Origin of the sequence: Agrobacterium tumefaciens, assembly GCF_013318015.2 — a bacterium.
Classification (GTDB): domain Bacteria; phylum Pseudomonadota; class Alphaproteobacteria; order Rhizobiales; family Rhizobiaceae; genus Agrobacterium; species Agrobacterium tumefaciens.
In genome coordinates this window covers 734,236-759,583 of the sequence record NZ_CP115842.1, presented here as the reverse complement: position 1 = coordinate 759,583, position 25,348 = coordinate 734,236, and the positions used below count along the sequence as shown (strand labels likewise).

Below are 25,348 nucleotides of genomic sequence, written 5' to 3'. Positions count from 1 at the left end.
TATCTGCCGTCAACGGAGGCGGACCGATCTCGGCACCCGCGAATGCAGACTTGACTTGGGAGGAAGACATGACGGGAAAATCCCGCCTTCTCGAAAGCCGTTGGGACGATGCCTATGCCAAAACGCTCGATGAGCCTGGCAAGCTGCTTTATCGCTCCAATCTGCTTGGCGCCGACAAGCGCATCACCAATTATGGCGGCGGAAACACATCCGCGAAGGTGCTCGAAACCGATCCGCTGACGGGCGAGAAAGTCCGCGTCATGTGGGTTAAAGGGTCCGGCGGCGATGTCGGTACCATCAAGCTCGATGGTTTTGCGACGCTTTATCTCGACAAGCTGGAAGCGCTAAAGGGCATTTACAAGGGTGTCGAGGATGAGGACCGCATGGTCGGCTTCCTGCCGCATTGCACCTTCAACCTCAACCCACGCGCCGCCTCCATCGATACGCCGCTGCACGGCTTCGTGCCTTTTGATCATGTCGATCACATGCATCCGGATGCGATCATCGCGATTGCCGCCTCCAAAAATTCGAAAGAACTGACGCAGCAGATCTTTGGCGATGACATCGGCTGGCTTCCCTGGCGCCGTCCCGGTTTCCAACTGGGTCTCGATCTCGAGGCTTTCGTAAAAGCCAACCCCGAGGCCAAGGGCGTTGTGCTGGAAAGCCACGGTCTGTTCACCTGGGATAACGACGCCAAGACATGTTACGAACTGACGCTCGCCATCATCAACAAGGCGATCGAATGGTTTGCGGCCAAGACCGAAGGCAAGACGATTTTCGGCGGTGCCGTTGCCAGGAGCCTGCCACTTGCCGAACGCCGCGCGATTGCTGCGCGGTTGATGCCGGAAATCCGTGGTCGGATCGGCCGCAAGGAGCGCAAGCTCGGCCATTTCGATGATCAGGACGCGGTTCTGGAATTCGTCAATTCGAAGGATCTGAAGCCGCTCGGAAATCTCGGCACCTCCTGCCCGGATCATTTCCTGCGAACGAAAATCCGCCCGCTGATCCTCGATCTCGATACGGCAAATCCCGATGTGGATGCGCTGACAGCCGGTCTCGACAAGGCGCTAGAGGCCTACCGCGCCGACTACGTCAGATATTATGAGGCGTGCCGCCATGATAATTCGCCTGATATGCGCGACCCGAACCCGGTGATTTTCCTGATCCCCGGTGTCGGCATGCTGTCCTTTGCCAAGGACAAGGCAACCGCACGTATCGCCGGTGAATTTTACGTCAACGCCATCAACGTCATGCGCGGCGCTTCCACCGTGTCCGAATATCAGGGCCTACCCGAACAGGAAGCCTTCGATATCGAATATTGGCTGCTGGAAGAGGCAAAGCTGCAGCGCATGCCGAAGCCGAAAAGCCTTGCCGGACGCGTGGCCTTTGTCACCGGTGGCGCCGGCGGCATCGGCCGGGCGACGGCGGAAAGGCTGGCAGCGGAGGGCGCCTGCGTTGTTCTCGCCGATATTGACGAGGCGGCGCTGGAAGCGGCCAAGGGCGATTTCGCGAAGCGCTACAGTGCTGATGCGGTGCGCAGCGTCAAGCTGGATGTGACGCAGGAAGACGCGGTCATTTCCGCCTTTGCGGAAGCGAGCGTGGAATTTGGCGGTGTGGATATTCTCGTCTCCAATGCCGGCATCGCCTCTTCTGCACCGGTGGAAGACACGACGCTTGCCATGTGGAACAAGAATATCGATATTCTCGCGACGGGTTATTTCCTCGTGTCGCGAGAAGCATTCCGGCTACTCAGGCGTCAAAATCTCGGCGGCAACGTGGTGTTCGTCGCCTCTAAAAACGGTCTTGCCTCTTCGCCCAATGCTTCTGCCTATTGCACGGCCAAGGCGGCGGAAATCCATCTTGCCCGTTGCCTTGCTCTGGAAGGGGCGGAAGCCGGCATTCGAGTCAACACCGTCAATCCCGATGCCGTTCTGCGCGGTTCGAAGATCTGGAACGGCGAGTGGCGCGAGCAGCGCGCGGCCTCGTCGAAGATCGAGGTGACCGATCTGGAGGAACATTACCGCAAGCGCTCTATGCTGAAGCTCAATGTGTTCCCGGAAGACATCGCCGAAGCGATCTACTTCCTGGCGTCCGACGCGTCGGCCAAATCAACCGGCAATATCATCAATGTCGATGCCGGCAATGCGCAGAGCTTTACGCGGTAGGAATTTCGGCACGTCTCACCTCCGTCATTACGGCTTAGGCCGGAATGACGGAGGGGGCGATGATCGAGCATGCACTGGACCGATTCCGGGGAGGAAGAGATGACCGACACCAAAATCGCCGCCGATGTGATCGCGGCCGAAAACGACAAGCGCGCCGCCGCGCTGAAGGACGACTACGATGCGCTGGGCAACCAGCTTGCGCGCCGCAACATCGATATCGATGCTGTCACCGCCAAGGTCGCGGAATTCTTCGTCGCTGTTCCATCCTGGGGCGTCGGCACCGGCGGCACCCGTTTCGCCCGCTTTCCGGGCGAAGGTGAGCCCCGCGGCATTTTTGACAAGCTGGATGATTGCGCCGTCATCAACCAGCTGACACGGGCGACCCCGAATGTCTCCCTGCATATTCCGTGGGACAAGCAGGACCCGAAGCGTTTGAAGGACCATGCCGACACGCTAGGTCTCGGCTTCGACGCCATGAATTCCAATACCTTCTCGGATGCACCGGATCAGAGCCATTCCTACAAATACGGTTCGCTCAGCCACACCGATGCCGCAACGCGGGGCCAAGCCGTGGAGCACAACATCGAATGTATCGAGATTGGCAAGGCAATTGGTTCCAAGGCGCTGACGGTGTGGGTGGGCGATGGTTCCAACTTCCCCGGCCAGAGCAATTTCACCAGAAGTTTCGAGCGCTATCTCGCGGCCATGGCCGATATCTACAAGGCGCTGCCGGATGACTGGCGCATCTTTTCCGAACACAAGATGTTCGAGCCGGCTTTCTATTCCACCGTCGTGCAGGATTGGGGCACCAACTACCTCATCGCTAATACGCTCGGTGAAAAGGCGTTCTGCCTCGTTGATCTCGGTCACCATGCGCCGAACACCAATATCGAGATGATCGTCTCCCGGCTCATCCAGTTCGGCAAGCTCGGTGGTTTCCACTTCAACGATTCGAAATATGGCGATGACGATCTGGATGCCGGCTCCATCGAGCCTTACCGCCTGTTCCTCGTCTTCAACGAGCTGGTAGATGCCGAACATCGTGGCGTGAAGGGCTTCCATCCCGCCCATATGATCGACCAGTCGCACAATGTGACCGACCCAATCGAAAGCCTGATTTCCAGTGCCAACGAAATCCGCCGCGCCTATGCGCAGGCGCTGCTGGTGGATCGCGCGGCTTTGGATGGCTACCAGCAAGACAATGATGCGTTGATGGCCTCCGATACGCTGAAACGGGCCTATCGCACCGATGTCGAGCCGGTTCTCGCTAAAGCAAGGCAGTTGGCGGGCGGCGCGATCGATCCTGTTGCCACCTACCGGGCCAGTGGTTATCGCAAACGGGTTGCGGCGGAACGCCCGGCTTCGGTCGGTGGCAGCGGCGGGATTGTTTAGGGGTTGGGGTTTGAGGGGATAGGCGGAGAAGCCGAGCCTACTTACAAACCTTGCCGCAAACGCGACGTCACCCTCGGCCTTGTGCCGAGGATCTGCCGACATTTCACAAAATAGATAGGTAGCAGATGCTCGGGACGAGCCCGAGCGTGACGAAGGTGAAGGTGTATGTCACCACCTCACCACCTCATCTGCGCCGTTCCCTCACTCCGCCGAAGGCGATTGCCTACGGACCTGAAACGTATGCTCCGGCCCCGGAAACGCGCCGGAGCGCACCTCTTCGGCATAACCTGCTGCTGCCTGTGAAACGGTCGCACCCAGATCGGCGAAACGTTTGACGAATTTCGGTTTGAAATCGGTGAAGAGACCGAGCATGTCGTCGGAAACCAGCACCTGCCCATCGCAGGCTGGTGATGCGCCGATGCCGACAGTCGGGACGGAGAGTTTTTCGGTCAATTCGCGCGCAAGCGGCTCGACGGTACCCTCCACGACAATGGCGAAAGCACCGGCCTGATCGACCGCAATCGCATCGCGCCAGATTTTCTGCGTTTCCGCATCTGAATGTCCAAGAGAGCGGAAACTTCCGGCGGTGTGGACCAACTGCGGCATCAGCCCGACATGGCCGAACACCGGAATGCCGCGCGCCACGAGAAAGGCGATGGTTTCGGCCATTTCCTCACCACCTTCCAGCTTCACGCCATCACAGCCGGTTTCCTGCATCAGCCGCACGGCGTTGCGGAACGCCTGTTCCTTTGATTCCTGATAGGTCCCGAAGGGGAGATCGACGATGACGCAGGCGTGTTCCACACCACGCATGACGGCGCGGCCATGGGCGATCATCATATCCAGGGTGACGCCGACCGTCGTGTCCATGCCATAAAGTACCATGCCGACTGAATCGCCAACCAGCAGCAGGTCGCAATGCGGATCGAGCAGGCGGGCAATCGGCGTCGTATAGGCAGTAAGGCAGACGATGCGCGCACCGCCTTTCATTTGCTTGATGGAGGCTGTCGTCAGCCGCTTCTGTTTCGCGTGCGTGCTCATCGTGCAGCCTCCTGTTTGCCAGTTTTATCACGTCCGATGACGCGGTTGTCGAGAAGGCGGGTGCTGCCGACCCGCACAAACAGTGCCACCAGCACAGGCCGCGCCTGCAGCGAAGCCACGGGGGCCAGCGTGTCGGGATCGCGCACCGCCACGACTTCGGGCAATGCCAGCTTCTCGGTGGCGATGAATTTTTCTATTGCTGCTTCGAACGCGTCCGGGTCGTCGCAGCCCTCATTGTACAGCCGCTCGGCCTCATCAAGCGCGCGCGGCACAATTACGGCGGCGGCACGCTCTTCAAGGCTCAGGTAGACATTGCGCGAGGAGCAGGCGAGCCCATCCGCCTCACGTACGGTGGCGACGGGAACGATGCGGACTGGCTGGGCGAGATCGTCCACCATGCGCCGGATCAGCGTTACCTGCTGGTAGTCCTTTTCTCCGAAATAGGCGGCATCCGGCTGCACGAGATTAAAAAGCTTGGTGACAACAGTCGTAACCCCGGCAAAATGCCCCGGCCGTACCGCACCTTCCAACTGGCTTCCCAGTTCCGGCACATCCACCACGGTCTGCATCGGGCGCGGATACATCTCCGTAACCTCGGGTGCGAAAAGAATGTCGACACCTGCCTCTTCCAGCAGCGCGCTATCGCGGGCGAGATCGCGGGGGTAACGGGCAAGATCCTCATTGGCTCCGAATTGCAGCGGATTGACGAAGATCGAGACCACCGTCACGTCGTTCTCCGTCTTCGCCCTGGCAACCAGCGTCAGATGGCCGATATGCAAAAAACCCATGGTCGGCACGAAGCCGACGGTCTTGCCATCGCGACGAAACTTGGCGGTCAGACCGCGCAACTCGGCGACGGTTTTTACAAGGCGCATAGGTTCTCCTCCAGCTCCCCGATCGCCCTCCGGCGAAAGGTGGTGGATAGAACTCGATTTGCCGAACGGGGTCAACGCGGCTGTGGGCATTATATCGATTAAGACCTTGAGCGGTGGTTCAGGACCCGCCAGCCCAGAGCGGCGGGCGTTTTCCAGCGAAGGCGTCTCTGCCTTCGCGCGCCTCCTCGCTGCTGCTGATCTTCGCGATGACGCTTTCGGCAAAGGCGAGCCGTTCACTGGCCGGCATGTCGCGCATCGTCAGCAGCGCTGCCTTTCCGGCGGCGACTGCGCCCGGCGCGTTCTGCCGCAAGCGGGCGAGTACCCCCTCGATCACGCCATCGAGTTCGGCACGTGGCGCCGTGCGGTTGATGAGGCCGATGCCTTCGGCCTCTGCGGCGGTGACCGGTTGCCCCAGATAGGCCATTTCGTGGAGGCGGCTCAGCGGTATTTTGGCCAGAAGTTTCGCCGCCACCATGGCCGGGAAAAGGCCGACGCGAACTTCCGGCAGGCCGAACTCAGCATGATCGGCGGCATAAGCGAGATCGCAGGCCGCGATGAGGCCTAGCCCACCCGCCAGCACCCGGCCATTGACGCGGGCGATGACGATTTTGTTGCAGGTCTCGATAGCGCGCATCACATTGGCGATGGGGTTCGTTCCGTCTCGCGAGAGGAACATGCCACCAGCGCTTTCCTTCAGATCGGCCCCTGAGCAGAAGCTACGGTCGCCCGCCGCCGTTATCACCACGGCACGCAGGTCGCCGTCGCTGGAGGCCGTCCGGATCGCATGCGTCAAGGCGTCCGTCATCGCGGCGTTCATGGCGTTGTGGACGTCCGGCCGGTTAAGCGTCAGCCACAGAACGTCCTTGCGCTTCTCGCTCAACAGCTCACCCACCATGTGCATTATCCTCCATCTTTACGGCAAGCAGTGCCTTACCTGCGCGTGCCGCATTTGCCCTGCCGAGATGGCGACTTATCCAGTCTCCCGTTCTCGCCACCGCCATCAGGTCGATGCCGGTTTTGATGCCAAGCCCGTGCAGCAGATAAATAACGTCTTCGGTGGCGACATTGCCGCTTGCGCCCGGCGCAAAGGGGCAACCGCCGAGCCCGGCCACGGAACTGTCGAACACACAAATACCTTCCTCAAGCGAAGCCAGCACATTGGCGACGCCCTGCCCATAGGTGTCGTGGAAATGCATGGCGAGTTTTTCGCGCGGGATGCGGGTCGATACATGTTGGATGAGCTTGCGGATTTGCCCGGCCGTGCCGACGCCAATCGTATCGCCGAGCGAGATTTCGTAGCATCCCATGGCGACAAGCGCTTCGGCCATCGCCGCCACATCATCGGGTGCGACCGCGCCGTCATAGGGGCAACCGGCGATGCAGGAGACATAGCCGCGCATGCGGATGTTACGGCTGGCCGCTGCCTCCGAAACATCGCGCAGGCGCTCGAGGCTTTCGGCGCGCGAACAGGCGATATTGTGCTGGCTGAAGCCTTCGGATGCGGAGACGAAAACGGCTATCTCCGTCACACCGGCTTCAACGGCGGCCTCGAAACCCTTGATATTGGGAACGAGCGCCGGATAGCCGGTATTGGGATGTCGTTTGAGGCCTAGAAGCACCTCCTTCGACCCTGCCATTTGCGGAACTTTTTTTGGCGAAACGAACGCTCCTGCCTCCACCGCCGCCAATCCGGCCGCAGCCAGCCGCTCGATCAACCTGATCTTGAAGGCGGTGGGAACCTCAGCAGTTTCGTTTTGCAGGCCATCACGTGCGCCGACCTCGACGATCTTGACGGTTTTGGGCAAGGCCATCTCATGCGCCCTCCGGTTCGAAATCCACCAGCATGGCGCCGGCTTCGACCATATTACCTTCGGCGCAGTTGATGGCGGTGACGGTGCCTTTTGCTGGCGCACGGATAGTGTGCTCCATTTTCATCGCCTCCATCACCACAAGCGCGTCACCGGCCTCAACCGCTGCGCCCTGCTTGCTTAGAATGGCGCGGATGACGCCGGGCATCGGGGCTTCCAGACCGCCGGTATGGGTGGAGGTATCAGCTACATCGACCGGGTCGGGCTGGCTGATGCGATAGTGCTCGCCATCCAGAAAAAGCGCGTGGCCGTTATCGCTGGCAAAGAAACGGCACTGCCTTTGCCTGCCATCGACGGTCGCCCGCAGTGCGCCGTCTTGTGAGATGCTGCCATGAGCGCGGATTGCCCGCGTGCCGATCTCCAGTGAAAAACCATCTGGCTCATGTGTAACGGCGACATCGACCGGCTGTTGATCCAGGACGAAACGCAGGGTTTCCCGCGCTGGCGCATTGAGGCGGAAAGAGTTCGTATTGTTCCAAGGGCTATAAGGATCGGCCTGCGGCTTGGCCCCGTTCCGGCGTGAGAGAAGCAGGCCGAGCGTGGCCAAAGCTATTTCGTTCTCGCTCGTGGCTCCGGGGGCAAAGAGCGCCGCTTCGTTGCGGGCTATGAAGCCGGTATCGAGTTCGGCGGCGGCGAAAGCGTCCAGCCCCGCAAGCCGTGTCAGAAAGGCGGCATTGCTGGTGACGCCGCAAATCGCCAGTTTTTCGAGTGCAAGACGCAGACGCCGCACGGCAGACGGACGGTCGTAGTCCCAGACGATCAGCTTGGCGATCATCGGATCATAGTGCACGCTGATGGCGTCGCCGGTGCGTATGCCGCTATCTATCCTAAGGTGAGGTCCTTCTTCCGGAAAGGCGAGGTGGCTGACCGTGCCGATTGACGGCAGAAAATCATGCGTCGGGTCTTCGGCGTAAATCCGTGCCTCGATGGCATGGCCGTTGATGCGCAGATTGCCCCAGTCGTCCGGCAGCGCCTCTCCATTCGCAACACGGATCTGCCATTCTACCAGATCGAGCCCGGTAATATATTCCGTGACCGGATGCTCGACCTGAAGCCTGGTGTTCATTTCCATGAAATAGAACGCGCCGGACGGGTCGAGCAGGAACTCCACCGTTCCAGCCCCGCGATAGTCGATGGCGCGGGCGGCGGCCACCGCCGCGTTGTACATGCGTTGCCTGAGCGTATCGGGCAGGCCGGGGGCAGGGGCCTCCTCTATGACTTTCTGGTGCCGGCGCTGGATCGAGCAATCGCGCTCGAAAAGCGAAAGACAATTGCCATGGCCATCGGCAAAGACCTGCACCTCCACATGTCGCGGCCGTTCCAGATATTTCTCGATCAGCATACGGTCATTGCCGAAGGCGGCGAGCGCTTCGCGTTTTGCGCCGGCGAGCTCTGCCGCAAATTCACGCTTTTCACGGACAACGCGCATGCCCTTGCCACCGCCGCCAGCTGAAGCCTTGAGTAAAACCGGATAGCCGATGGCTTCTGCCTCGCCGGCAAGCTTTTCGTCGGCCTGATCCTCGCCGTGATAGCCGGGCACCACGGGAACGCCCGCCTGCGCCATAAGCGCCTTCGCCTCGCTTTTTCCGCCCATGGCGCGGATGGCATCGGGTGTCGGGCCGATGAAAATGATGCCGGCAGAGGCGCAGGCTTCGGCGAAACCGGCATTCTCCGAGAGAAAACCGTAACCGGGATGAATGGCTTGCGCGCCGCTTGCCTGTGCGGCGGCGATGATCTTTTCAGCATCGAGATACGACGAGCGGGCAGGTGCAGGACCGATCGCAATGGCCTCGTCGGCCAGCGCCACATGCATGGCGTCGCGGTCGGCATCCGAATAGACCGCGACGGTGCGGATGCCCATCTTGCGGGCGGTGCGGATGATCCGGCAGGCGATTTCGCCGCGGTTGGCGATCAGTATTTTTGAGAACATCGTCGCCTCACATCCTGAATATGCCGAAACGGGTGGGTTCAATCGGCGCGTTCAGCGCGGCCGACAGGCCAAGGCCGAGCACGAGGCGGGTGTCCTTCGGGTCGATGATGCCATCGTCCCACAGCCTTGCACTGGCATAATAGGGGTGACCTTCCCGCTCGTATTTTTCCCGGATCGGCTGTTTGAACGCCTCCTCGCCCTCCTTGGACCAGTGGCGGCCATCCGCCTCGATGCCGTCGCGCCGGATTTGCGCCAGAACGGATGCCGCCTGCTCGCCGCCCATGACGGAAATGCGCGCATTCGGCCACATCCACAAAAAGCGCGGCGAATAGGCGCGCCCGCACATGCCGTAATTGCCCGCACCGAAGGAGCCGCCGATAATGACGGTGAATTTCGGCACTTTAGCCGATGCAACGGCCGTAACGAGCTTGGCGCCATCCTTGGCGATACCATCGGCCTCATAGGCCTTGCCGACCATGAAGCCGGTTATGTTCTGCAGGAAAACCAGGGGAATGCCGCGCTGGCAGCAGAGTTCGATGAAATGCGCGCCCTTCAGCGCCGATTCCGAAAACAGAATGCCGTTATTGGCGACGATGCCGACGGGATAACCGTGGATATGGGCGAAACCGCACACAAGCGTCGTGCCATAAAGCGCCTTGAACTCGTCGAATTCGGAGCCATCCACCAGACGCGCGATGATCTCGCGCACCTCGAAAGGCTTGCGCGTATCGGTGGGCACGATGCCGTAAAGCTCCTCCGATGGATAAAGCGGTTCTGCGGGTTCGCGAATATCCAGCTCCACGCGTTTGCGGCGGTTGAGGGTGGAGACGATCCTTCGGGTCAGCGAAAGCGCGTGGCGGTCATCGTGGGCATAGTGATCAGTCACGCCGGATTGCCGCGAATGCACATCCGCGCCACCCAGTTCTTCCGCAGTCACCACTTCGCCCGTTGCGGCCTTCACCAGCGGCGGACCGCCGAGGAAGATCGTGCCCTGATTTTTGACGATCACGGACTGGTCGCTCATAGCCGGCACATAGGCCCCACCAGCCGTACAGCTTCCCATCACGACTGCGATCTGGGCGATGCCTGCCGCCGACATATTGGCCTGATTGTAAAAGATGCGGCCGAAATGATCGCGGTCGGGAAAAACCTCGTCCTGATTGGGAAGGTTCGCACCGCCGGAATCGACCAGATAAATGCAGGGCAGGTGGTTGTCGGCAGCGATCTCTTGCGCGCGCAGATGTTTCTTGACCGTCAGCGGATAATAGGTGCCGCCTTTCACCGTCGCGTCATTGGCCACGATGACGCATTCACGGCCTGCGACCCGGCCGATGCCGGTGACGATGCCGGCGGCCGGAACGGGTTCGTCGTAGACCTCGTATGCTGCGAATTGCGAGAATTCGAGAAACGGACTCCCGGGATCGAGCAGTGCTTCTATCCGGTCGCGCGCAAGCAATTTGCCGCGTGACAGATGCCGTTCGCGCGCCTTGTCGCCGCCGCCCTTGGAGATTTTTTCGACATGCTGCCGCAGGTCATCCACCAGGCCCGACATGAAGGTGACGTTGGCGGAAAAGGTAGGATCGCGGTTCAGACTGGATGTAAGCTTCATCGCATTCCTCACCCATTGCCTTTGACCAGTTCGCGGCCGATCAGCATCCGGCGGATTTCGCTGGTGCCCGCGCCGATTTCATAAAGCTTGGCGTCCCGAAGCAGCCGCCCGGCCGGACTTTCATTGACATAGCCGGAACCGCCGAGAAGCTGGATTGCATCCAGTGCAACTCGCGTCGCCCGCTCGGCGGCAAACAGGATCGCACCTGCCGCATCCTGCCTTGTGATGCGGCCATTGTCGCAGGCGCGCGCCACGGCATAGACATAGGCGCGGGAGGCGTTCATGGCCGAATAGATATCGGCAAGCTTTCCCTGCACCAGCTGGAATTCGCCGATCGGCTTGCCGAATTGCTTGCGCTCGCGCGCATAGGGTAGCACCAGATCGATAGCCGCCTGCATGATGCCAACAGGGCCGGCAGCCAGCACCGCGCGCTCGTAATCAAGCCCGCTCATCAGCACCGTCACGCCGTCGTTCAAGCGCCCGAGGAGGTTTTCCTCCGGGACCTCGCAATCCGTAAACACCAGTTCGGAGGTGGGTGAGCCGCGCATGCCAAGCTTGTCGAGTTTTTGTGCGGGGCGAAAACCCTTGAAGCCTTTTTCGATCAGAAAGGCCGTGATGCCACGCGCACCGGCGGACATGTCCGTCTTGGCGTAGACAACCAGCGTGTCTGCCTCGTGACCGTTGGTGATCCACATCTTTGTGCCGTTCAGCACATAGACGTCGCCCTTACGTTCCGCCTTCAGCCGCATCGAGACGACATCCGAGCCGGCCTCCGTCTCGCTCATGGCGAGCGAACCGACATGCTCGCCCGAAACCAGCTTCGGCAGATATCGCCGCTTCTGCTCTTCCGTTCCCCAGCGATGAATCTGGTTGATGCAGAGGTTGGAATGGGCGCCATAGGACAGGCCGATGGACGCGGAAGCGCGGCTTATCTCCTCCATCGCCACGCAATGAGCGAGATAGCCCATGTCAGCACCGCCGAATTCCTCCGAAACGGTAATACCGTGCAGACCGAGTTCACCCATCCGCGGCCAGAGCTGGCGCGGAAACTGATCGTTGCGATCGATTTCTGCTGCGAGCGGCGCTATTTCATCGTCTGCGAATGCTCTTGCGCTGTCGCGCAATGCTGCGATTTCCGGGCCGAGATCGGCATCGAAAATGGCGGCGAGGTTCAAACTCATCGCGTCTCCTCCTCCGGACGGCCATTTGTCTCCGTCCCTCTCGTCAGCGGCCAGCACCTCCTCCGTGCTGGCAACTCTCATTTATGGCGCGTCACCTCCGGTGAAGGCGGCGGAACGGCGCACGAATGTCTTGATGGCGAAATTGGACTGGATGCGCGACACACCGGGAACCGTGGTCAGGAAATCCAGAAGCTGCTGATAATGCGGTAGATCCCGCACCATGGCATGAATGAGATAGTCGGAACTGCCGCTCGTCTGGTAGCCGCCCACCACTTCCGGAATGGAGGCGACATGGTGCTCGAACGTCGTCAGCGCTTCCTTTATCTGCCGTTCCAGCGTGACGGAAATGAAGACGCCCATATTGCCGAGCAGCCGGTTCTCATCGAACACGGCGGTATAACCGCGAATGATGCCTTCTTCTTCCAGCTTGCGCACGCGGCGCAGTGTCGGCGTGAAGGAAAGCCCGATCCGGGCTGCCAGATCGCGCCAGCTCACACGCCCGTCATCGCCAAGCACATGGAGAATCTTCTGGTCGAAACTGTCGAGCTCAATCATGGATCATTTGCTCTATGATATGACTAATTGTTGGATCAAAGATATCGCCAATCAAAAAACTGTCAATCAAAATAGCTTTGAAATGAATTCGAGATAGTGATAGCGTTCACGTCAGTCGCGGTCTGGAGGAGATTGCGATGACGGTCGTTCTCTCGGTGGGAGGATGGCCAAGGGAGGTGAATTTGGCTGTGCATGACCCTGTCGTTATCGTCGGGGCCGCCCGTACTGCTATGGGTGGGTTCCAGGGCGAATTCAAATCGGTGGCGGCGTCCGATCTTGGGGCGGCGGCAATCCGCGCGGCCGTCGAACGTGCTGCAATTTCTTCCGCTGACATTGACGATGTGCTGATGGGCTGCGTGCTCTCAGCCGGGCAGGGACAGGCTCCTGCCAGACAGGCAGCGATTGCCGCCGCCATTCCCAACTCGGTTGGCGCAACAACAATCAACAAGATGTGTGGCTCGGGCATGAAAGCGATCATGCTGGCACATGACCAGCTTGCGGCGGGAAGCTCTTCCATCGTGCTTGCAGGTGGCATGGAAAGCATGAGCAACGCCCCTTATCTGCTGGACCGCGCCCGCAACGGCTATCGTCTTGGCCACGGCAAGCTCACCGACCACATGTTTCTCGACGGTCTCGAAGACGCCTATGACAAGGGCAGGCTGATGGGGACTTTTGCTGAAGATTGCGCGCAAGAGTATCAATTCACTCGCGCGATGCAGGATGATTTTGCGCTCGCCTCACTGGAACGGGCGCGACGCGCCATAGAGGAAGGTGCGTTCGAAGCGGAAATCGCGCCTGTTGGCGATGATGGCGTGGACGAGTTGCCGGGGAAGGCAAAGCCGGAAAAGATACCGCAGCTGAAGCCCGCCTTTCGCGACGGCGGAACGGTGACGGCGGCGAATTCCAGTTCTATTTCGGATGGCGCAGCCGCTCTCGTTGTCACGCGCCGTTCCGAAGCGGAAAGACGAGGCCTTTCACCGCTGGCGACCATTATCGGTCAGGCATCCCATGCGGATGCACCTGCCAGATATCCGACGGCTCCCATCGGCGCGATGACAAAGCTGTTCGAAAAAACCGGCTGGTCGGCGAAGGATGTCGATCTGTTCGAAATCAACGAGGCTTTCGCGGTTGTGGTGATGGCGGCCATGCGTGATCTCGATCTGCCACATGAGAAGGTGAATGTGCATGGCGGCGCCTGCGCGCTCGGCCATCCCATCGGGGCTTCCGGTGCACGCATCGTCGTCACGTTGCTGGCCGCTTTGCAGCGTCACGGACTGAAACGCGGCGTTGCCGCCGTCTGCATCGGCGGCGGCGAGGCGACTGCGCTTGCGGTCGAGCGGCACTGAAGGGAGGCGGAGATGATCCTGAACGAAGCCCAGCAACAGATCAGGGACATGGCCCGCGATTTCGCCCGCGAGCGGCTCACCCCCGGCGCTTCCGCGCGCGACCGGGAAAGCCGGTTCCCGAAAGACGAGCTGAAAGAAATGGGTGAACTCGGCTTTCTCGGCATGCTGGTCTCGGAGGACTATGGCGGGTCGGAAACCGGTGCTGTCGCCTACGCCCTGGCGCTGGAGGAAATCGCTGCCGGTGACGGCGCCTGTTCCACCATCATGAGCGTCCACAATTCGGTTGGCTGCGTGCCGATCCTGAAATTCGGCACGGCAGAGCAGAAGCAGCGCTTCCTCCCCAAGCTCGCCTCCGGCGAATGGATCGGCGGTTTTGCGCTGACCGAACCGCAGGCCGGTTCCGACGCCTCCAATCTGAAGACAAAAGCGCGGCGCGATGGCGACCGCTATATCATCGACGGCGCAAAACAGTTCATCACGTCGGGCAAGAACGGCGATGTCATCATCGTTTTTGCCATCACCGATCCGGCTGCCGGCAAAAAAGGTATCACGGCCTTCATCGTGCCGACAGATACGCCCGGTTACGAGGTAATCAGGATCGAGGAAAAACTCGGTCTGCATTCTTCGGATACCTGCCAGATTGCCTTTACCGACATGGCGGTCCCAGCCGAATTGCGGCTCGGTGAAGAGGGGCAGGGGTATCGCATCGCGCTCGCCAATCTGGAAGGCGGTCGTATCGGCATTGCCGCACAGGCGGTTGGCATGGCGCAGGCGGCTTTCGAGGCGGCGCGGGATTATGCCCGCGAGCGCAAGGCCTTCGGGCAAGCCATCATCGAGCATCAGGCCGTGGCGTTCAGGCTTGCGGATATGGCAACGCGCATAACGGCGGCGCGGCAACTGGTGCTGCATGCGGCGGCGCTGAAGGAAGCGGGCGAGCCCTGCCTCTCGGAGGCCTCGATGGCCAAGCTCTTTGCCTCGGAAATGGCGGAGCGTGTCTGCTCGGACGCCATCCAGATTCACGGCGGTTACGGCTACATGGCGGATTATCCGGTGGAACGGATCTATCGCGATGTGCGCATCTGCCAGATTTACGAGGGAACCAGCGATGTCCAGCGCATGGTCATCGCGCGAAACCTCTGAAAATTGTTTCGTCGTCTGGAGGAGATGGCGATGGGAGGAGTAGAATGGATATTACCGAAACCACGCATCTCAGCCTGCATGTTCCCGAACCAGCGGTGCGGCCAGGCGACCAGCCGGATTTCTCCAATGTGAAGATACCCAAGGCCGGCTCCGTGCCACGCCCGGAGGTGGACGCAGCACCTGAAGACATGCGCGATCTGGCCTATTCCATCATCCGCGTCCTCAATCATCAGGGTGAGGCTGTCGGCCCGTGGGCCGGGCTGCTTTCGGATGAGGATTTGCTCGTCGGCCTGAAGAACATGATGCGGCTGCGGGCTTTCGATGCCCGCATGCTGATGGCACAGCGGCAGGGCAAGACCTCCTTTTACATGCAGCATCTGGGTGAGGAAGCGGTCAGTTGCGCCTTCCGCAAGGCGCTCTCCAAAGGCGACATGAATTTCCCGACCTACCGGCAGGCGGGTCTGCTGATCGCCGACGATTACCCGCTCGTCACCATGATGAACCAGATCTATTCCAACGAACTGGACCCGCTGCATGGGCGGCAATTGCCGGTTCTTTACTCCTCGAAGGAGCATGGCTTCTTCACCGTGTCCGGCAATCTTGCCACGCAATATGTGCAGGCGGTCGGCTGGGCGATGGCATCTGCCATCAAGGGCGATACGAAGATCGCGGCAGCATGGATCGGTGACGGCTCAACGGCGGAATCGGATTTCCACTCGGCGCTGGTCTTCGCCTCCACCTACAAGGCGCCGGTCATACTCAACATCGTCAACAACCAATGGGCCATTTCCACCTTTCAGGGTATCGCGCGCGGCGGTTCCGGCACCTTTGCGGCCAGAGGCCTGGGCTTCGGCATTCCGGCGCTCCGGGTCGACGGCAACGATTATCTCGCCGTTTATGCCGTGGCACGCTGGGCGGTGGAGCGGGCGCGGCGCAATCTCGGACCGACGCTGATCGAATACGTGACCTACCGTGTCGGTGCGCATTCCACTTCCGACGATCCGAGCGCCTATCGCCCCAAGACCGAGTCCGAGGCATGGCCACTGGGTGACCCGGTTCTGCGGTTGAAGAAACATCTCATCCTGCGCGGCGTCTGGTCGGAGGAGCGGCACCGGCAGGCGGAAGCGGAAATTGCCGACGAGGTGCTTGAGGCGCAGCGTGAGGCGGAAAGCCACGGTACGCTGCATGAGGGCCGTAAGCCGCCAAAGAAGGATATTTTCGAGGGCGTTTACGCCGAGATGCCGCCGCATCTCGCCCGCCAGCGCCAGAAGGCAGGGTGGTGAGACATGACAAGAATGACGATGATCGAAGCCGTCCGCAGCGCCATGGATGTGTCCATGGAGCGCAGCGACGATGTGGTGGTTTTCGGTGAGGATGTGGGCTATTTCGGCGGCGTGTTTCGTGCGACGCAGGGCTTGCAGGGCAAATATGGCAAGACCCGCTGTTTCGACGCGCCGATCAGCGAATCCGGTATTGTCGGCACGGCCATCGGCATGGCCGCTTATGGCCTGCGCCCCTGCGTCGAAATCCAGTTCGCGGATTACATGTACCCGGCCTATGACCAGATCACCCAGGAAGCGGCGCGCATTCGTTATCGCTCCAATGGTGATTTCACCTGCCCCATAGTCCTGCGCATGCCGACCGGCGGCGGCATTTTTGGCGGGCAAACGCATAGTCAGAGCCCGGAGGCGCTTTTTACCCATGTCTGCGGGCTAAAGGTGGTGGTTCCCTCCAATCCTTACGACGCCAAGGGGTTGCTGATCGCCTCGATCGAAGACCCGGATCCGGTGATGTTTCTGGAGCCGAAGCGGCTTTATAACGGCCCCTTCGACGGCCATCACGACCGGCCGGTAACGCCATGGTCGAAGCACGAGATGGGCGAGGTGCCGGAAGGACATTACACCATTCCGATCGGCAAGGCCGAAATCCGCCGCGCCGGGCAGGATGTCACTGTCATCGCTTACGGCACCATGGTGCATGTTGCGCTCGCCGCAGCGGAAGAAACGGGCGTGGATGCCGAGATCATCGATCTGCGCAGCCTTTTGCCACTCGATCTGGACACCATTGTGAAGTCCGTTGCCAAGACCGGTCGCTGCGTCATGGTGCATGAGGCAACGCTCACGTCAGGCTTCGGTGCGGAGGTCGTGTCGCTGGTACAGGAGCACTGCTTCTATCATCTGGAAGCACCGGTCGTCCGTGTGGCTGGTTGGGATACGCCTTATCCCCACGCGCAGGAGTGGGATTATTTTCCGGGGCCGGCCCGCGTCGGGCGCGCTCTCGTCGAAGTCATGGAGGCCTGAAGATGGCGGAATTTGTTATCACTATGCCTGATGTCGGCGAAGGTGTTGCGGAAGCCGAACTGGTGGAATGGAATGTCAAACCCGGCGATCCCGTGCACGAGGATATGGTGCTGGCCGCTGTGATGACCGACAAGGCGACGGTTGAAATCCCATCGCCGGTTGCGGGCGTCGTCACATGGTTGGCAGCGGAGGTGGGTGATACGGTGGCGGTTAAGGCGCCGCTGGTGCGCATCGAAACCAATGCCTCCGCTGTTGCTGCTGCCCCCGCGGATGTGACCGAGCCGGAAGCGCCATCCGACATGACGGAAGAGCCGCCAGCGGCTGAAATCCAGCCCGCCCGCGAAATACAGGATGCGCCGCCTTCCCCTGAGGTGGAACACCATAAACCTCTGGCGTCGCCAGCCGTTCGCCAGCGCGCCGACGATCTCGATATCGATCTCGGACAAGTGAGGGGAACAGGGCCGGACGGGCATATCACCCACGCCGATCTCGATACATTTCTGACCGCACGGTCGCAATCTGAGCGGCCCGCTGCGCCGATAGCTTCCCGCGATAGCGCTGTCGAAGAGGTGAAGGTGACAGGGCTTAGGCGCAAGATCGCCGAGAAGATGACGCTTTCTGTCTCCCGCATTCCCCACATCACCTATGTCGAGGAAATCGACGTGACCGATCTGGAGGATTTGCGCACGACCATGAATGGCAACCGCCGGTCAGGACAGCCGAAACTGACGATCCTGCCGTTCCTGATGCGCGCACTTGTGAAAACGGTCGCCGATCATCCCGGCATGAATGCCACCTTCGATGACGAAAAAGGGGTCGTCAGTCACTACGAAGCGGTGCATATCGGCATAGCCACGCAGACACCTACGGGGCTGATGGTCCCGGTCGTTCGCCACACGGAAGCGCTCGGCCTTTGGGAGTGTGCTGCTGAAGTTGTGCGCGTGGCCGAGGCGGCGCGCACCGGCGCCGCGCAACGGGACGAGTTGACGGGGTCCACCATCACAATCAGCTCGCTTGGCCCCCTTGGCGGTATCGTTTCGACGCCCATCATCAATCACCCGGAGGTGGCGATCATCGGCGTGAACAAGATCGTGACGCGACCGGTCTGGGATGGCAGCGGTTTCGTGCCGCGCAAGATGATGAACCTCTCCTCCAGCTTCGATCACCGAGTCGTCGACGGCTGGGATGCCGCCGTCTTCATTCAGGCCATCAAGGCGCTGCTGGAAAAGCCGGCGCTGATCTTCATCGACGGCTGAGCTTCGTTCGAAAAGGATTTTCTTCCGTGAAGCACTTCAGCTTCACGGAACTGTTTCGGTGTCGGTATAGGCTTGCGTTCGCGATCTTCGAGTATAGAAGAGAAAGAACGAGAAGCGTGTTTTCTCATCATGATCATAGTGGCGGACGGGGGCGCTCCGGTGCCCAGCGCTTCGCTGTTCGTCGGCAACCGAATGAAGAAGAAGGTCCTTTCATGAGCACTCCCAAACCCGTTGTCCTGACTATTCTCGATGGCTGGGGACTGAGCGAGGACACGTCCAGCAATGCGCCGGTACTGGCAAACACGCCCACCATGGATCGGCTTTTCGCCACCTGCCCGAATGCGCGGCTGACCACCTTCGGCCCGAATGTCGGCCTGCCCACCGGGCAAATGGGCAATTCGGAAGTTGGACACACCAATATCGGCGCCGGTCGCATCGTCGCCATGGATCTTGGCCAGATCGATCTGGCTATCGAAGACGGCAGCTTTTTCAGGAACGCTGCGATGCTCGATTTCGCCGCCAAGGTGAAGGCTGCGGGCGGCGTGGCGCATGTGATGTGCGTCGTTTCCGATGGCGGCGTTCACGGCCACATCGTCCACGGTCGGGCGGCGGTGAAGCTGCTGACCGATCTGGGTTTGAAGGTCGTCGTGCACGCCATCACCGATGGTCGCGATGTCGCGCCGCAGTCCGCGGAAGGCTTCGTCGCCGCATTTGCGGCAAGCCTGCCGCAAGGCGCCAGCATTGGCACGGTGATCGGCCGTTATTATGCGATGGACCGCGATAATCGCTGGGAGCGTGTTGAAAAGGCCTATGACGCCATGGTTCTCGGCCGGGGCGAACATGCGCCGGACGCGGTGAGCGCCGTTGCCGCAAGCTACAAAAATGATGTTACGGACGAATTCATCCTGCCAACGGTCATCGATGGTTACGAAGGCTTCAAATCGGGCGACGGTCTCTTCTGCCTGAATTTCCGTGCCGACCGCGCTCGTGAAATCCTGCTTGCTATCGGTGCGGATGATTTCGACGGGTTTGTCCGTGAAAAGCCAGTGCTTTCGGCGCTGCTTGGCATGGTGGAATATTCCACCAAACATGCGACCTTCATGACGACGGCTTACCCTAAGCGCGATATCGAAAATACGTTGGGCGCGTGGGTTGCCAAGCAGGGTCTGCGGCAGTTCCGACTGGCCGAGACGGAAAAATATCCGCATGTCACTTTCTTCCTGAATGGTGGCAAGGAAGAACCTGAAGTGGGCGAAGACCGCTTCATGCCGAAGTCTCCCAAGGTTGCGACCTACGATCTGCAGCCGGAAATGAGCGCGCCTGAGGTGACGGAGAAATTCGTCGAGGCGATCGGCAAGGGTTACGATCTCATCGTCACCAATTACGCCAATCCCGACATGGTGGGCCATACCGGCGATCTGCAAGCCGCGATCAAGGCTTGCGAAGCCGTGGACCGGGGGCTCGCCGCAGTCGTTGCCGCTCTGGAAAAGGTTGGCGGCGCCATGCTGGTGATTGCCGACCACGGTAATTGTGAAACCATGGTTGACCCGGTAACTGGTGGCCCGCACACCGCGCACACCACCAATCCGGTGCCGGTGATCCTGTTCGGCGGACCTGAAGGCGCGAAGCTGCATGACGGTATCCTTGCCGATGTCGCTCCCACGCTGCTGCAATTGATGAATGTGCCGCTGCCTGCGGAAATGACGGGCAAAAGCCTGATCGACCTGTAATCCAGCGATGATGCGCGAGAGCCTGCTGCTCTCGCGCATGTCCAGGCAAGGCGGAAATGCCTACCGTTTGGCGTAGATTCGGTCGTGAACGAGCATGCCGGCGATCATGGCGCAAACGAAGAGAATGACCGGCATTAGGCCGAGAGCAAGCGCCGATATCGCCGGGCCGGGGCAGAAACCGGCAAACCCCCAGCCTGCGCCGAAAATAGCCGAGCCCACAACCAACGGCGCGTCGACCCGAGTTTTGGCGGCAAGGTGAAATTCAGCACTGAGAACTGGTTTGGCAAGGAAACGGCACAACAGAACGCCCGGCACGGCGACCAAAACCGCACCGCCGAGAACGAACATCAGGCTCGGATCCCAATGGCCGCTTGCCACGTCGAGAAAGCCTGAAACGCGGGCAGGATCGATCATGCCGGACAGGGAGAGGCCAAATCCGAACAGTGCCCCGGCCGCAAGTGCCACCACGAAACGCGCCATGACCTGATTTTTCATGACAGCGCTCCGGTTATCGTAGCGGCAAGGATACCGGTGATCAGGAAGATGGCAGTGGCGGTGATGGAGCGCCGGGAAAATCGAGCAAGACCCATGATGCCATGGCCGGATGTGCAGCCGGATCCCATGCGCGTACCGAACCCCACCAGCAGCCCAGCAATGACGATCAGCGGCCAGGGTGCAGATATGGTGAGCGCGGGAAAGCGGCCGAATGCGGCGGCGTAAAGATACGGGCCTGTCAGCAAACCTGCGACGAAGGCCACATCCGTCAAGCGCCGTTCCTTGCCGAGCACATTGCCCAGGATGCCGCTGATACCGGCGATGCGGCCGTTAAAGAGAAACAGAAGAATACTCGCGAGGCCGAGCAGCATACCGCCGAATAGAGAGGGCCAATAGGCTGTCACGGGTTTTCCTCCGGCGCACAGAAGATGGTATAGAGAGCCTCGATCAGCTGCGCCGCTTTTTCCTCGGTTAACCGGTAGAAGATCTGTTTGGCCTCGCGCCGCGTTTCAACAACGCCCGCCTCACGCAAAACCCCAAGTTGCTGGGAAAGTGTGGGCTGGCGGATATCCAGCTTGGCTTCCAGCTCGCCAACAGAAAACTCCCCCTGCGCCAGCGTGCAGGCGAGCATCAGCCGCGCGGGATGGGCAAGTGTCTTCAAGAGTATGGCGACCTCGACTGCGCGTTCCTCCATCTCGGCAAGCGGGATTTCGGTGATATCAGGTATCTGTTTCCGCATGTTTTCCTTTACCATGTGCTGCCCCCCAGCACGTCAAGCGGGAACTTCAGATAACGTTTGCCATTGGCCTCCGGCTCAGGCAGGCGCCCGCCACGGATATTGACCTGCAAGGCGTGCAGAATGAGCTTCGGCATCGGCAAGGTGCGATCCCGCGCCTCACGCAGCTGGATGAAGCCTTCCTCTGTCATGCCAGCCAGATGCGGATTGCCGCGTTTCTGTTCTCCAACAGTGCTTTCCCATTTGGGCGCGCGGCCACCGGGTTGATAGTCGTGTCCGGTGAAAAGCCGCGTTTCGTCGGGAAGGGCGAGAATCTCCTGAATGGATGCCCAGAGTTCTCTGGCGCTGCCGCCTGGAAAATCGGCGCGCGCCGTGCCGGAATCAGGCATGAAAAGAGTGTCATGCACGAATGCGGCGTCGCCCACCACGTAGGTTACGGAGGCAAGCGTATGTCCGGGTGAAAACAGCACGCGAGCTTCCAGCGAGCCGATGTTGAACCGGTCTCCCGCTTCAAACAGCCGGTCCCATTGCGAGCCGTCTGTTTCAAGATCGGGCCAGTTATATTTCTCCTGCCACAGCCGCTGCACACCGGTGACCTTGGCGCCGATTGCCGTTTTCGCGCCGGTTCTTTGGCTGAGATAGTGCGCGGCGGAAAAATGGTCGGCATGCGGATGCGTGTCCAGAACCCATTCCACCGACAGGCCTTGCTCCTTGACATAGGCCAGAATGGCATCGGCATTCACCGTGCCGGTCGCCCCCGATTTCTCGTCGAAATCGTAGACCGGATCGATGATGGCGCAGCGCCGGGTTGCGGGGTCGGAAACGACATATTGCACGCTCGATGTGCTCGGATCGAAGAAAGCCTTGACGTGCGGCTTTGCCGCAGCCTGCCGCTCCAGCCAGCGGACGGCGCCGGAAAGATCGAAACCATGCTGTTGGCCGAAAGTCGCGATCTCGCTTTGTTTCATGCGCCCGTCCAGCGCTTCGCCAAGCACATAAAGCGTTAGCGCCCGAGCTCCACCCTTGCAATGGGCGAATACGGGGCCTTTTGCCTCGGTCATCGTCTGCTGAAAGGCACGAATATCGGCTTCGGTAATAGTCGGGCCATTGACCGGAATAAAACTGTAGGCAAGACCCGCAGCATTGGCGGCGCTTTTTTCATGTTCATTGCCCGGCTGGCCGGGCTCTTCGCCATCCGGCCGGGCATTGATGATGCTTTTGTAGCCCTGATCGGAAAGCGATGAAAAGTCGGAGATATCCGGCTGGCCTGCGACCGTCAGACGTTCGTTGATTCTCACGGCACTCATCGGTTTCTCCTGTTGTTCTAAATTAATATACGTTATCATATAATGTATATTGTTCGGCGGCAACAGACGGAAGAGAAAATTTCAGAGGCGGCGATTTCCTGTGTTCACGACGAAATCACAAGCTTGCCCGAAGGGGATCGAGCAAGTGTGCTTTTCCGGGAAGCCCGCAGGTGAGTGTGGGCGGGGGCTGGCTTCAGGCTAAAAGCTTGCGGCGCGTCGCTTTCCAGCCAAGACAGATTGCCGCAATAAGCAGGGCGAGTTGAGCGACAAGGAATGGTGGTTCGTTGCCGTTCGGAGCCAGTGCGTTCAGTGCCTCGACCTTGAGAAAGGACTGAACGATCAGCACAAACATATTCAGATAAAGGCCCATCGTGGCGGTGATCGAATAAACAGTTCGCGCCCTGCCATTGAGACCGTATCCGTAAAGCGCGACCAGCGCGACCGCCAGAATGATGGTCGAGATGATGCCGACGCCGAGTGCCGGTGTGAAGTTGCCGATTGGAAACAGGAAGCCGGTGAGCGTTGTGGCGAGCGTGGTGACGAGAAACAGCGCCATCATGCGCGGCATCCATCGCCCTGCCGCATAAGCGGGCAGGGCGATCAATCCGGTTACAATGCCTATGAGGCTCAAGGCAACGTGCAATGTCGTGAATTGGGGAATGGTCAGTCCGAGGATCATGATGCGTCTCCCTCTATTCAGTTTGGGTTGCACGATACCGGCTGGCGGCATGTGCATGCGATAGATTGGGCCTCAATGCAGCGCGGGCCGCAAGAAAATTTTCAAGGTCTGCCGTATCCGGCAGGGAAGGAATGGTCAGCGTCTCGCCCAGATCAAGACCGGCCAGGGCTGCATCCACCATCTCGTGAGCATCCATGACCATGGCGGCGGGAATGGCGTCGAGACGTTCCTCTTCCCAGATGGCCGTGCGGGTGATGCCCGGCAGGACACCTTGAACCCGCACGCCGGAAGGGGAAAGCTGCGCGTGCAGCGCCTCGGTGAAGGCAAGCACAAAGGCTTTGGTCGCCGGATAAACGGCGGTAAATGCCGCCGGCATCAAGGCCGTGACCGAGGTGATATTGATGATCGTGCCCTTTCCATCTGCTGCAAGACGCGGTGCGATCGCCGCTGCAAGCCGGGTGACGGCAAGGATATTGAGATTGATCATCGTCGTGACATGGGCCGGGTCCAGTTCCGTGATAGCGCCGTCTCCGGCAATACCGGCATTGTTGACGAGACCGGTGATCCGCCGGTCCTCGCGCAGCCGTGCCTCTACCCTTTCGAGGTCTTCCGCCCGTGAAAGGTCTGCTGCCAGAACCTCGACAGCGATCTGGTGATCCTTTTCCAGCCGCTCGGCCAGCGCCTTCAGCTTTTCGGCGCGTCGCGCCACGAGGATAAGATCGTGGCCGCGTTTTGCCAGGCGCTCGGCATAAACAGCGCCAATGCCATCGGACGCGCCGGTGATGAGAAACGTATTCTGTGTCATGTCCCGTGTTTCCTTTGTCTGATGGTTTCAGGCGTTGATGAAAGCAAGAAGGTCGGCGTTGAACCGGTCCTGATGGGTCTGTGTCAGTCCATGGTCGGCGCCCTCATAGACCTTGAGGGTCGCATGTTTGACGATCTTGACCGTGGAGAGCGCCGAAGCGCCGATCGGCACGATCTGGTCGTCGTCGCCGTGCAGTACGAGCGTTGGCTTGTCGAAAGCCTTCAGGTCCTGATGGAAATCGCTTTCCGAAAAGGCGCGGATGCTGTCGAGCTGGCCCTTGAGGCCGCCCATCATGCCCTGCCGCCAGAACTCGTCGCGAATACCTTCAGAAATCACAGCACCTTCACGGTTATAGCCGTAGAAAGGAATGGTCAGATCCCTGAAGAACTGGCTGCGATTGTCGTAGGTACCCTTGCGGATGCCGTCGAAAACATCGATCGGCAGGCCGATGGCATTGCTTTCCGTCTTCAGCATCAGCGGCGGTACTGCGCCGATGAGGGCGATCCTGGCGACGCGGGCCGTACCATGGCGGCCAGTATAGCGCGTCACCTCGCCGCCGCCGGTGGAATGGCCGACGAGAATGATGTCGTGAAGATCGAGCTGTTCGATTAGCTCGGCCAGATCGTCAGCATATTGATCCATGGTGTTGTTGTGCCAGACCTGGTCGGAGCGGCCGTGGCTGCGGCGATCATGGGCGATGGTGCGGAAACCGTTATTGGCAAAGAATACCATCTGCGCGTCCCATGCATCGGCACTGAGCGGCCAGCCGTGGGAAAAGATGATGGGCTGGCCGTCTTTCGAACCCCAGTCCTTGTAGAAGATGTGCGTTCCGTCTCTGGTGACTATCGTTGTCATGGCTCTCTCTCCTGTTGCGGGTGGTTTGCTTGCGTCCCGTGGGAATAGAGATACTCTGGAGACAGCCGGGGCTGGATTGGCGC

Annotated in this window: 23 protein-coding genes; 8 read left to right on the top strand and 15 right to left on the bottom strand. The window is 60.1% G+C overall.

Annotated features, from left to right (window positions below; all coding sequences use genetic code 11):
- The first annotated feature begins 68 nt into the window (after positions 1–68).
- Complete coding sequence (locus tag G6L97_RS16920; RefSeq protein ID WP_065704319.1) at positions 69–2,165, top strand: bifunctional rhamnulose-1-phosphate aldolase/short-chain dehydrogenase; 2,097 nt, start codon at positions 69–71, stop codon at positions 2,163–2,165.
- A 99-nt stretch (positions 2,166–2,264) separates the two neighbouring features.
- On the top strand, positions 2,265–3,557 hold the full coding sequence (gene rhaI, locus G6L97_RS16915) for an L-rhamnose catabolism isomerase (RefSeq protein WP_003511194.1): 1,293 nt from the start codon (positions 2,265–2,267) through the stop codon (positions 3,555–3,557).
- A gap of 201 nt (positions 3,558–3,758) precedes the next feature.
- Here the strand turns inward: rhaI and panB are convergent, their stop codons facing one another.
- The 8 genes from panB to G6L97_RS16875 all read right to left on the bottom strand — a co-directional run bounded on the left by panB (position 3,759) and on the right by G6L97_RS16875 (position 12,616).
- Positions 3,759–4,598 carry a 3-methyl-2-oxobutanoate hydroxymethyltransferase gene (panB, locus tag G6L97_RS16910; protein WP_111782970.1) on the bottom strand — a complete coding sequence of 280 codons (840 nt, stop codon included), beginning with the start codon at positions 4,596–4,598 and terminating at the stop codon, positions 3,759–3,761.
- Positions 4,595–5,473 carry a pantoate--beta-alanine ligase gene (gene panC / locus G6L97_RS16905; RefSeq protein WP_065704317.1) on the bottom strand — a complete coding sequence of 293 codons (879 nt, stop codon included), beginning with the start codon at positions 5,471–5,473 and terminating at the stop codon, positions 4,595–4,597. The genes panB and panC overlap by 4 nt, the downstream gene beginning before the upstream one ends.
- A gap of 118 nt (positions 5,474–5,591) precedes the next feature.
- The gene (locus tag G6L97_RS16900) at positions 5,592–6,368 is read right to left on the bottom strand and encodes an enoyl-CoA hydratase-related protein (RefSeq protein WP_065704315.1); all 777 of its coding nucleotides are present in this window, start codon (positions 6,366–6,368) and stop codon (positions 5,592–5,594) included.
- Positions 6,358–7,284, bottom strand: coding sequence for a hydroxymethylglutaryl-CoA lyase (locus G6L97_RS16895; RefSeq protein WP_065704312.1), 927 nt, complete (start codon positions 7,282–7,284; stop codon positions 6,358–6,360). Before G6L97_RS16895 ends, G6L97_RS16900 begins: the two co-directional genes overlap by 11 nt.
- Before the next feature lies 1 nt (position 7,285).
- A complete protein-coding gene (locus G6L97_RS16890) occupies positions 7,286–9,271 on the bottom strand; it encodes an acetyl/propionyl/methylcrotonyl-CoA carboxylase subunit alpha (protein WP_065704310.1) in 1,986 nt (661 codons plus the stop codon).
- Between the two features lie 7 nt (positions 9,272–9,278).
- Complete coding sequence (locus G6L97_RS16885) at positions 9,279–10,880, bottom strand: carboxyl transferase domain-containing protein (RefSeq protein ID WP_065704308.1); 1,602 nt, start codon at positions 10,878–10,880, stop codon at positions 9,279–9,281.
- 8 nt (positions 10,881–10,888) lie between these two features.
- Positions 10,889–12,061 carry an isovaleryl-CoA dehydrogenase gene (locus tag G6L97_RS16880; RefSeq protein WP_035199562.1) on the bottom strand — a complete coding sequence of 391 codons (1,173 nt, stop codon included), beginning with the start codon at positions 12,059–12,061 and terminating at the stop codon, positions 10,889–10,891.
- An 81-nt stretch (positions 12,062–12,142) separates the two neighbouring features.
- Complete coding sequence (locus G6L97_RS16875; RefSeq protein ID WP_003500312.1) at positions 12,143–12,616, bottom strand: Lrp/AsnC family transcriptional regulator; 474 nt, start codon at positions 12,614–12,616, stop codon at positions 12,143–12,145.
- A 137-nt stretch (positions 12,617–12,753) separates the two neighbouring features.
- Between G6L97_RS16875 and G6L97_RS16870 the strand changes: the two genes are divergently transcribed.
- The 6 genes from G6L97_RS16870 (at position 12,754) to gpmI (ending at position 20,388) form a co-directional block, all read left to right on the top strand.
- Positions 12,754–13,962 carry an acetyl-CoA C-acyltransferase gene (locus G6L97_RS16870; protein WP_111782968.1) on the top strand — a complete coding sequence of 403 codons (1,209 nt, stop codon included), beginning with the start codon at positions 12,754–12,756 and terminating at the stop codon, positions 13,960–13,962.
- A 12-nt stretch (positions 13,963–13,974) separates the two neighbouring features.
- Positions 13,975–15,102 (top strand): acyl-CoA dehydrogenase family protein, encoded by a 1,128-nt coding sequence (locus G6L97_RS16865; RefSeq protein WP_065704306.1) that lies wholly within the window; start codon positions 13,975–13,977, stop codon positions 15,100–15,102.
- Between the two features lie 44 nt (positions 15,103–15,146).
- A complete protein-coding gene (locus G6L97_RS16860) occupies positions 15,147–16,385 on the top strand; it encodes a 3-methyl-2-oxobutanoate dehydrogenase (2-methylpropanoyl-transferring) subunit alpha (RefSeq protein ID WP_003511177.1) in 1,239 nt (412 codons plus the stop codon).
- Between the two features lie 3 nt (positions 16,386–16,388).
- Positions 16,389–17,402, top strand: a complete 1,014-nt coding sequence (locus G6L97_RS16855; protein ID WP_013761697.1) for an alpha-ketoacid dehydrogenase subunit beta — start codon at positions 16,389–16,391, stop codon at positions 17,400–17,402.
- 2 nt (positions 17,403–17,404) lie between these two features.
- Positions 17,405–18,658, top strand: coding sequence for a dihydrolipoamide acetyltransferase family protein (locus G6L97_RS16850; RefSeq protein WP_019564783.1), 1,254 nt, complete (start codon positions 17,405–17,407; stop codon positions 18,656–18,658).
- A 212-nt stretch (positions 18,659–18,870) separates the two neighbouring features.
- Complete coding sequence (gene gpmI / locus G6L97_RS16845; protein ID WP_019564782.1) at positions 18,871–20,388, top strand: 2,3-bisphosphoglycerate-independent phosphoglycerate mutase; 1,518 nt, start codon at positions 18,871–18,873, stop codon at positions 20,386–20,388.
- Positions 20,389–20,448: 60 nt separating this feature from the next.
- On the opposite strand, the gene G6L97_RS16840 is transcribed toward gpmI, so the two are convergent.
- The 7 genes from G6L97_RS16840 to G6L97_RS16810 form a co-directional block, all read right to left on the bottom strand.
- On the bottom strand, positions 20,449–20,883 hold the full coding sequence (locus tag G6L97_RS16840) for a YeeE/YedE family protein (protein WP_013761694.1): 435 nt from the start codon (positions 20,881–20,883) through the stop codon (positions 20,449–20,451).
- Positions 20,880–21,287 (bottom strand): YeeE/YedE family protein, encoded by a 408-nt coding sequence (locus G6L97_RS16835; RefSeq protein ID WP_003511172.1) that lies wholly within the window; start codon positions 21,285–21,287, stop codon positions 20,880–20,882. Before G6L97_RS16835 ends, G6L97_RS16840 begins: the two co-directional genes overlap by 4 nt.
- Positions 21,284–21,637 (bottom strand): sulfite-sensing transcriptional repressor BigR, encoded by a 354-nt coding sequence (bigR, locus tag G6L97_RS16830; RefSeq protein WP_003511171.1) that lies wholly within the window; start codon positions 21,635–21,637, stop codon positions 21,284–21,286. The genes G6L97_RS16835 and bigR overlap by 4 nt, the downstream gene beginning before the upstream one ends.
- Positions 21,631–22,926: a bifunctional sulfur transferase/dioxygenase Blh gene (gene blh, locus G6L97_RS16825; RefSeq protein WP_065704303.1), complete on the bottom strand. Its 1,296-nt coding sequence runs from the start codon at positions 22,924–22,926 to the stop codon at positions 21,631–21,633. Before blh ends, bigR begins: the two co-directional genes overlap by 7 nt.
- 193 nt (positions 22,927–23,119) lie before the next feature.
- Positions 23,120–23,605 carry a hypothetical protein gene (locus G6L97_RS16820; protein ID WP_065704301.1) on the bottom strand — a complete coding sequence of 162 codons (486 nt, stop codon included), beginning with the start codon at positions 23,603–23,605 and terminating at the stop codon, positions 23,120–23,122.
- A gap of 13 nt (positions 23,606–23,618) precedes the next feature.
- On the bottom strand, positions 23,619–24,410 hold the full coding sequence (locus tag G6L97_RS16815) for an SDR family NAD(P)-dependent oxidoreductase (protein ID WP_065704299.1): 792 nt from the start codon (positions 24,408–24,410) through the stop codon (positions 23,619–23,621).
- Between the two features lie 27 nt (positions 24,411–24,437).
- Entirely contained in the window at positions 24,438–25,265 is an 828-nt protein-coding gene (locus G6L97_RS16810) for an alpha/beta fold hydrolase (protein WP_065704297.1), read from the bottom strand.
- Positions 25,266–25,348: the final 83 nt, after the last annotated feature.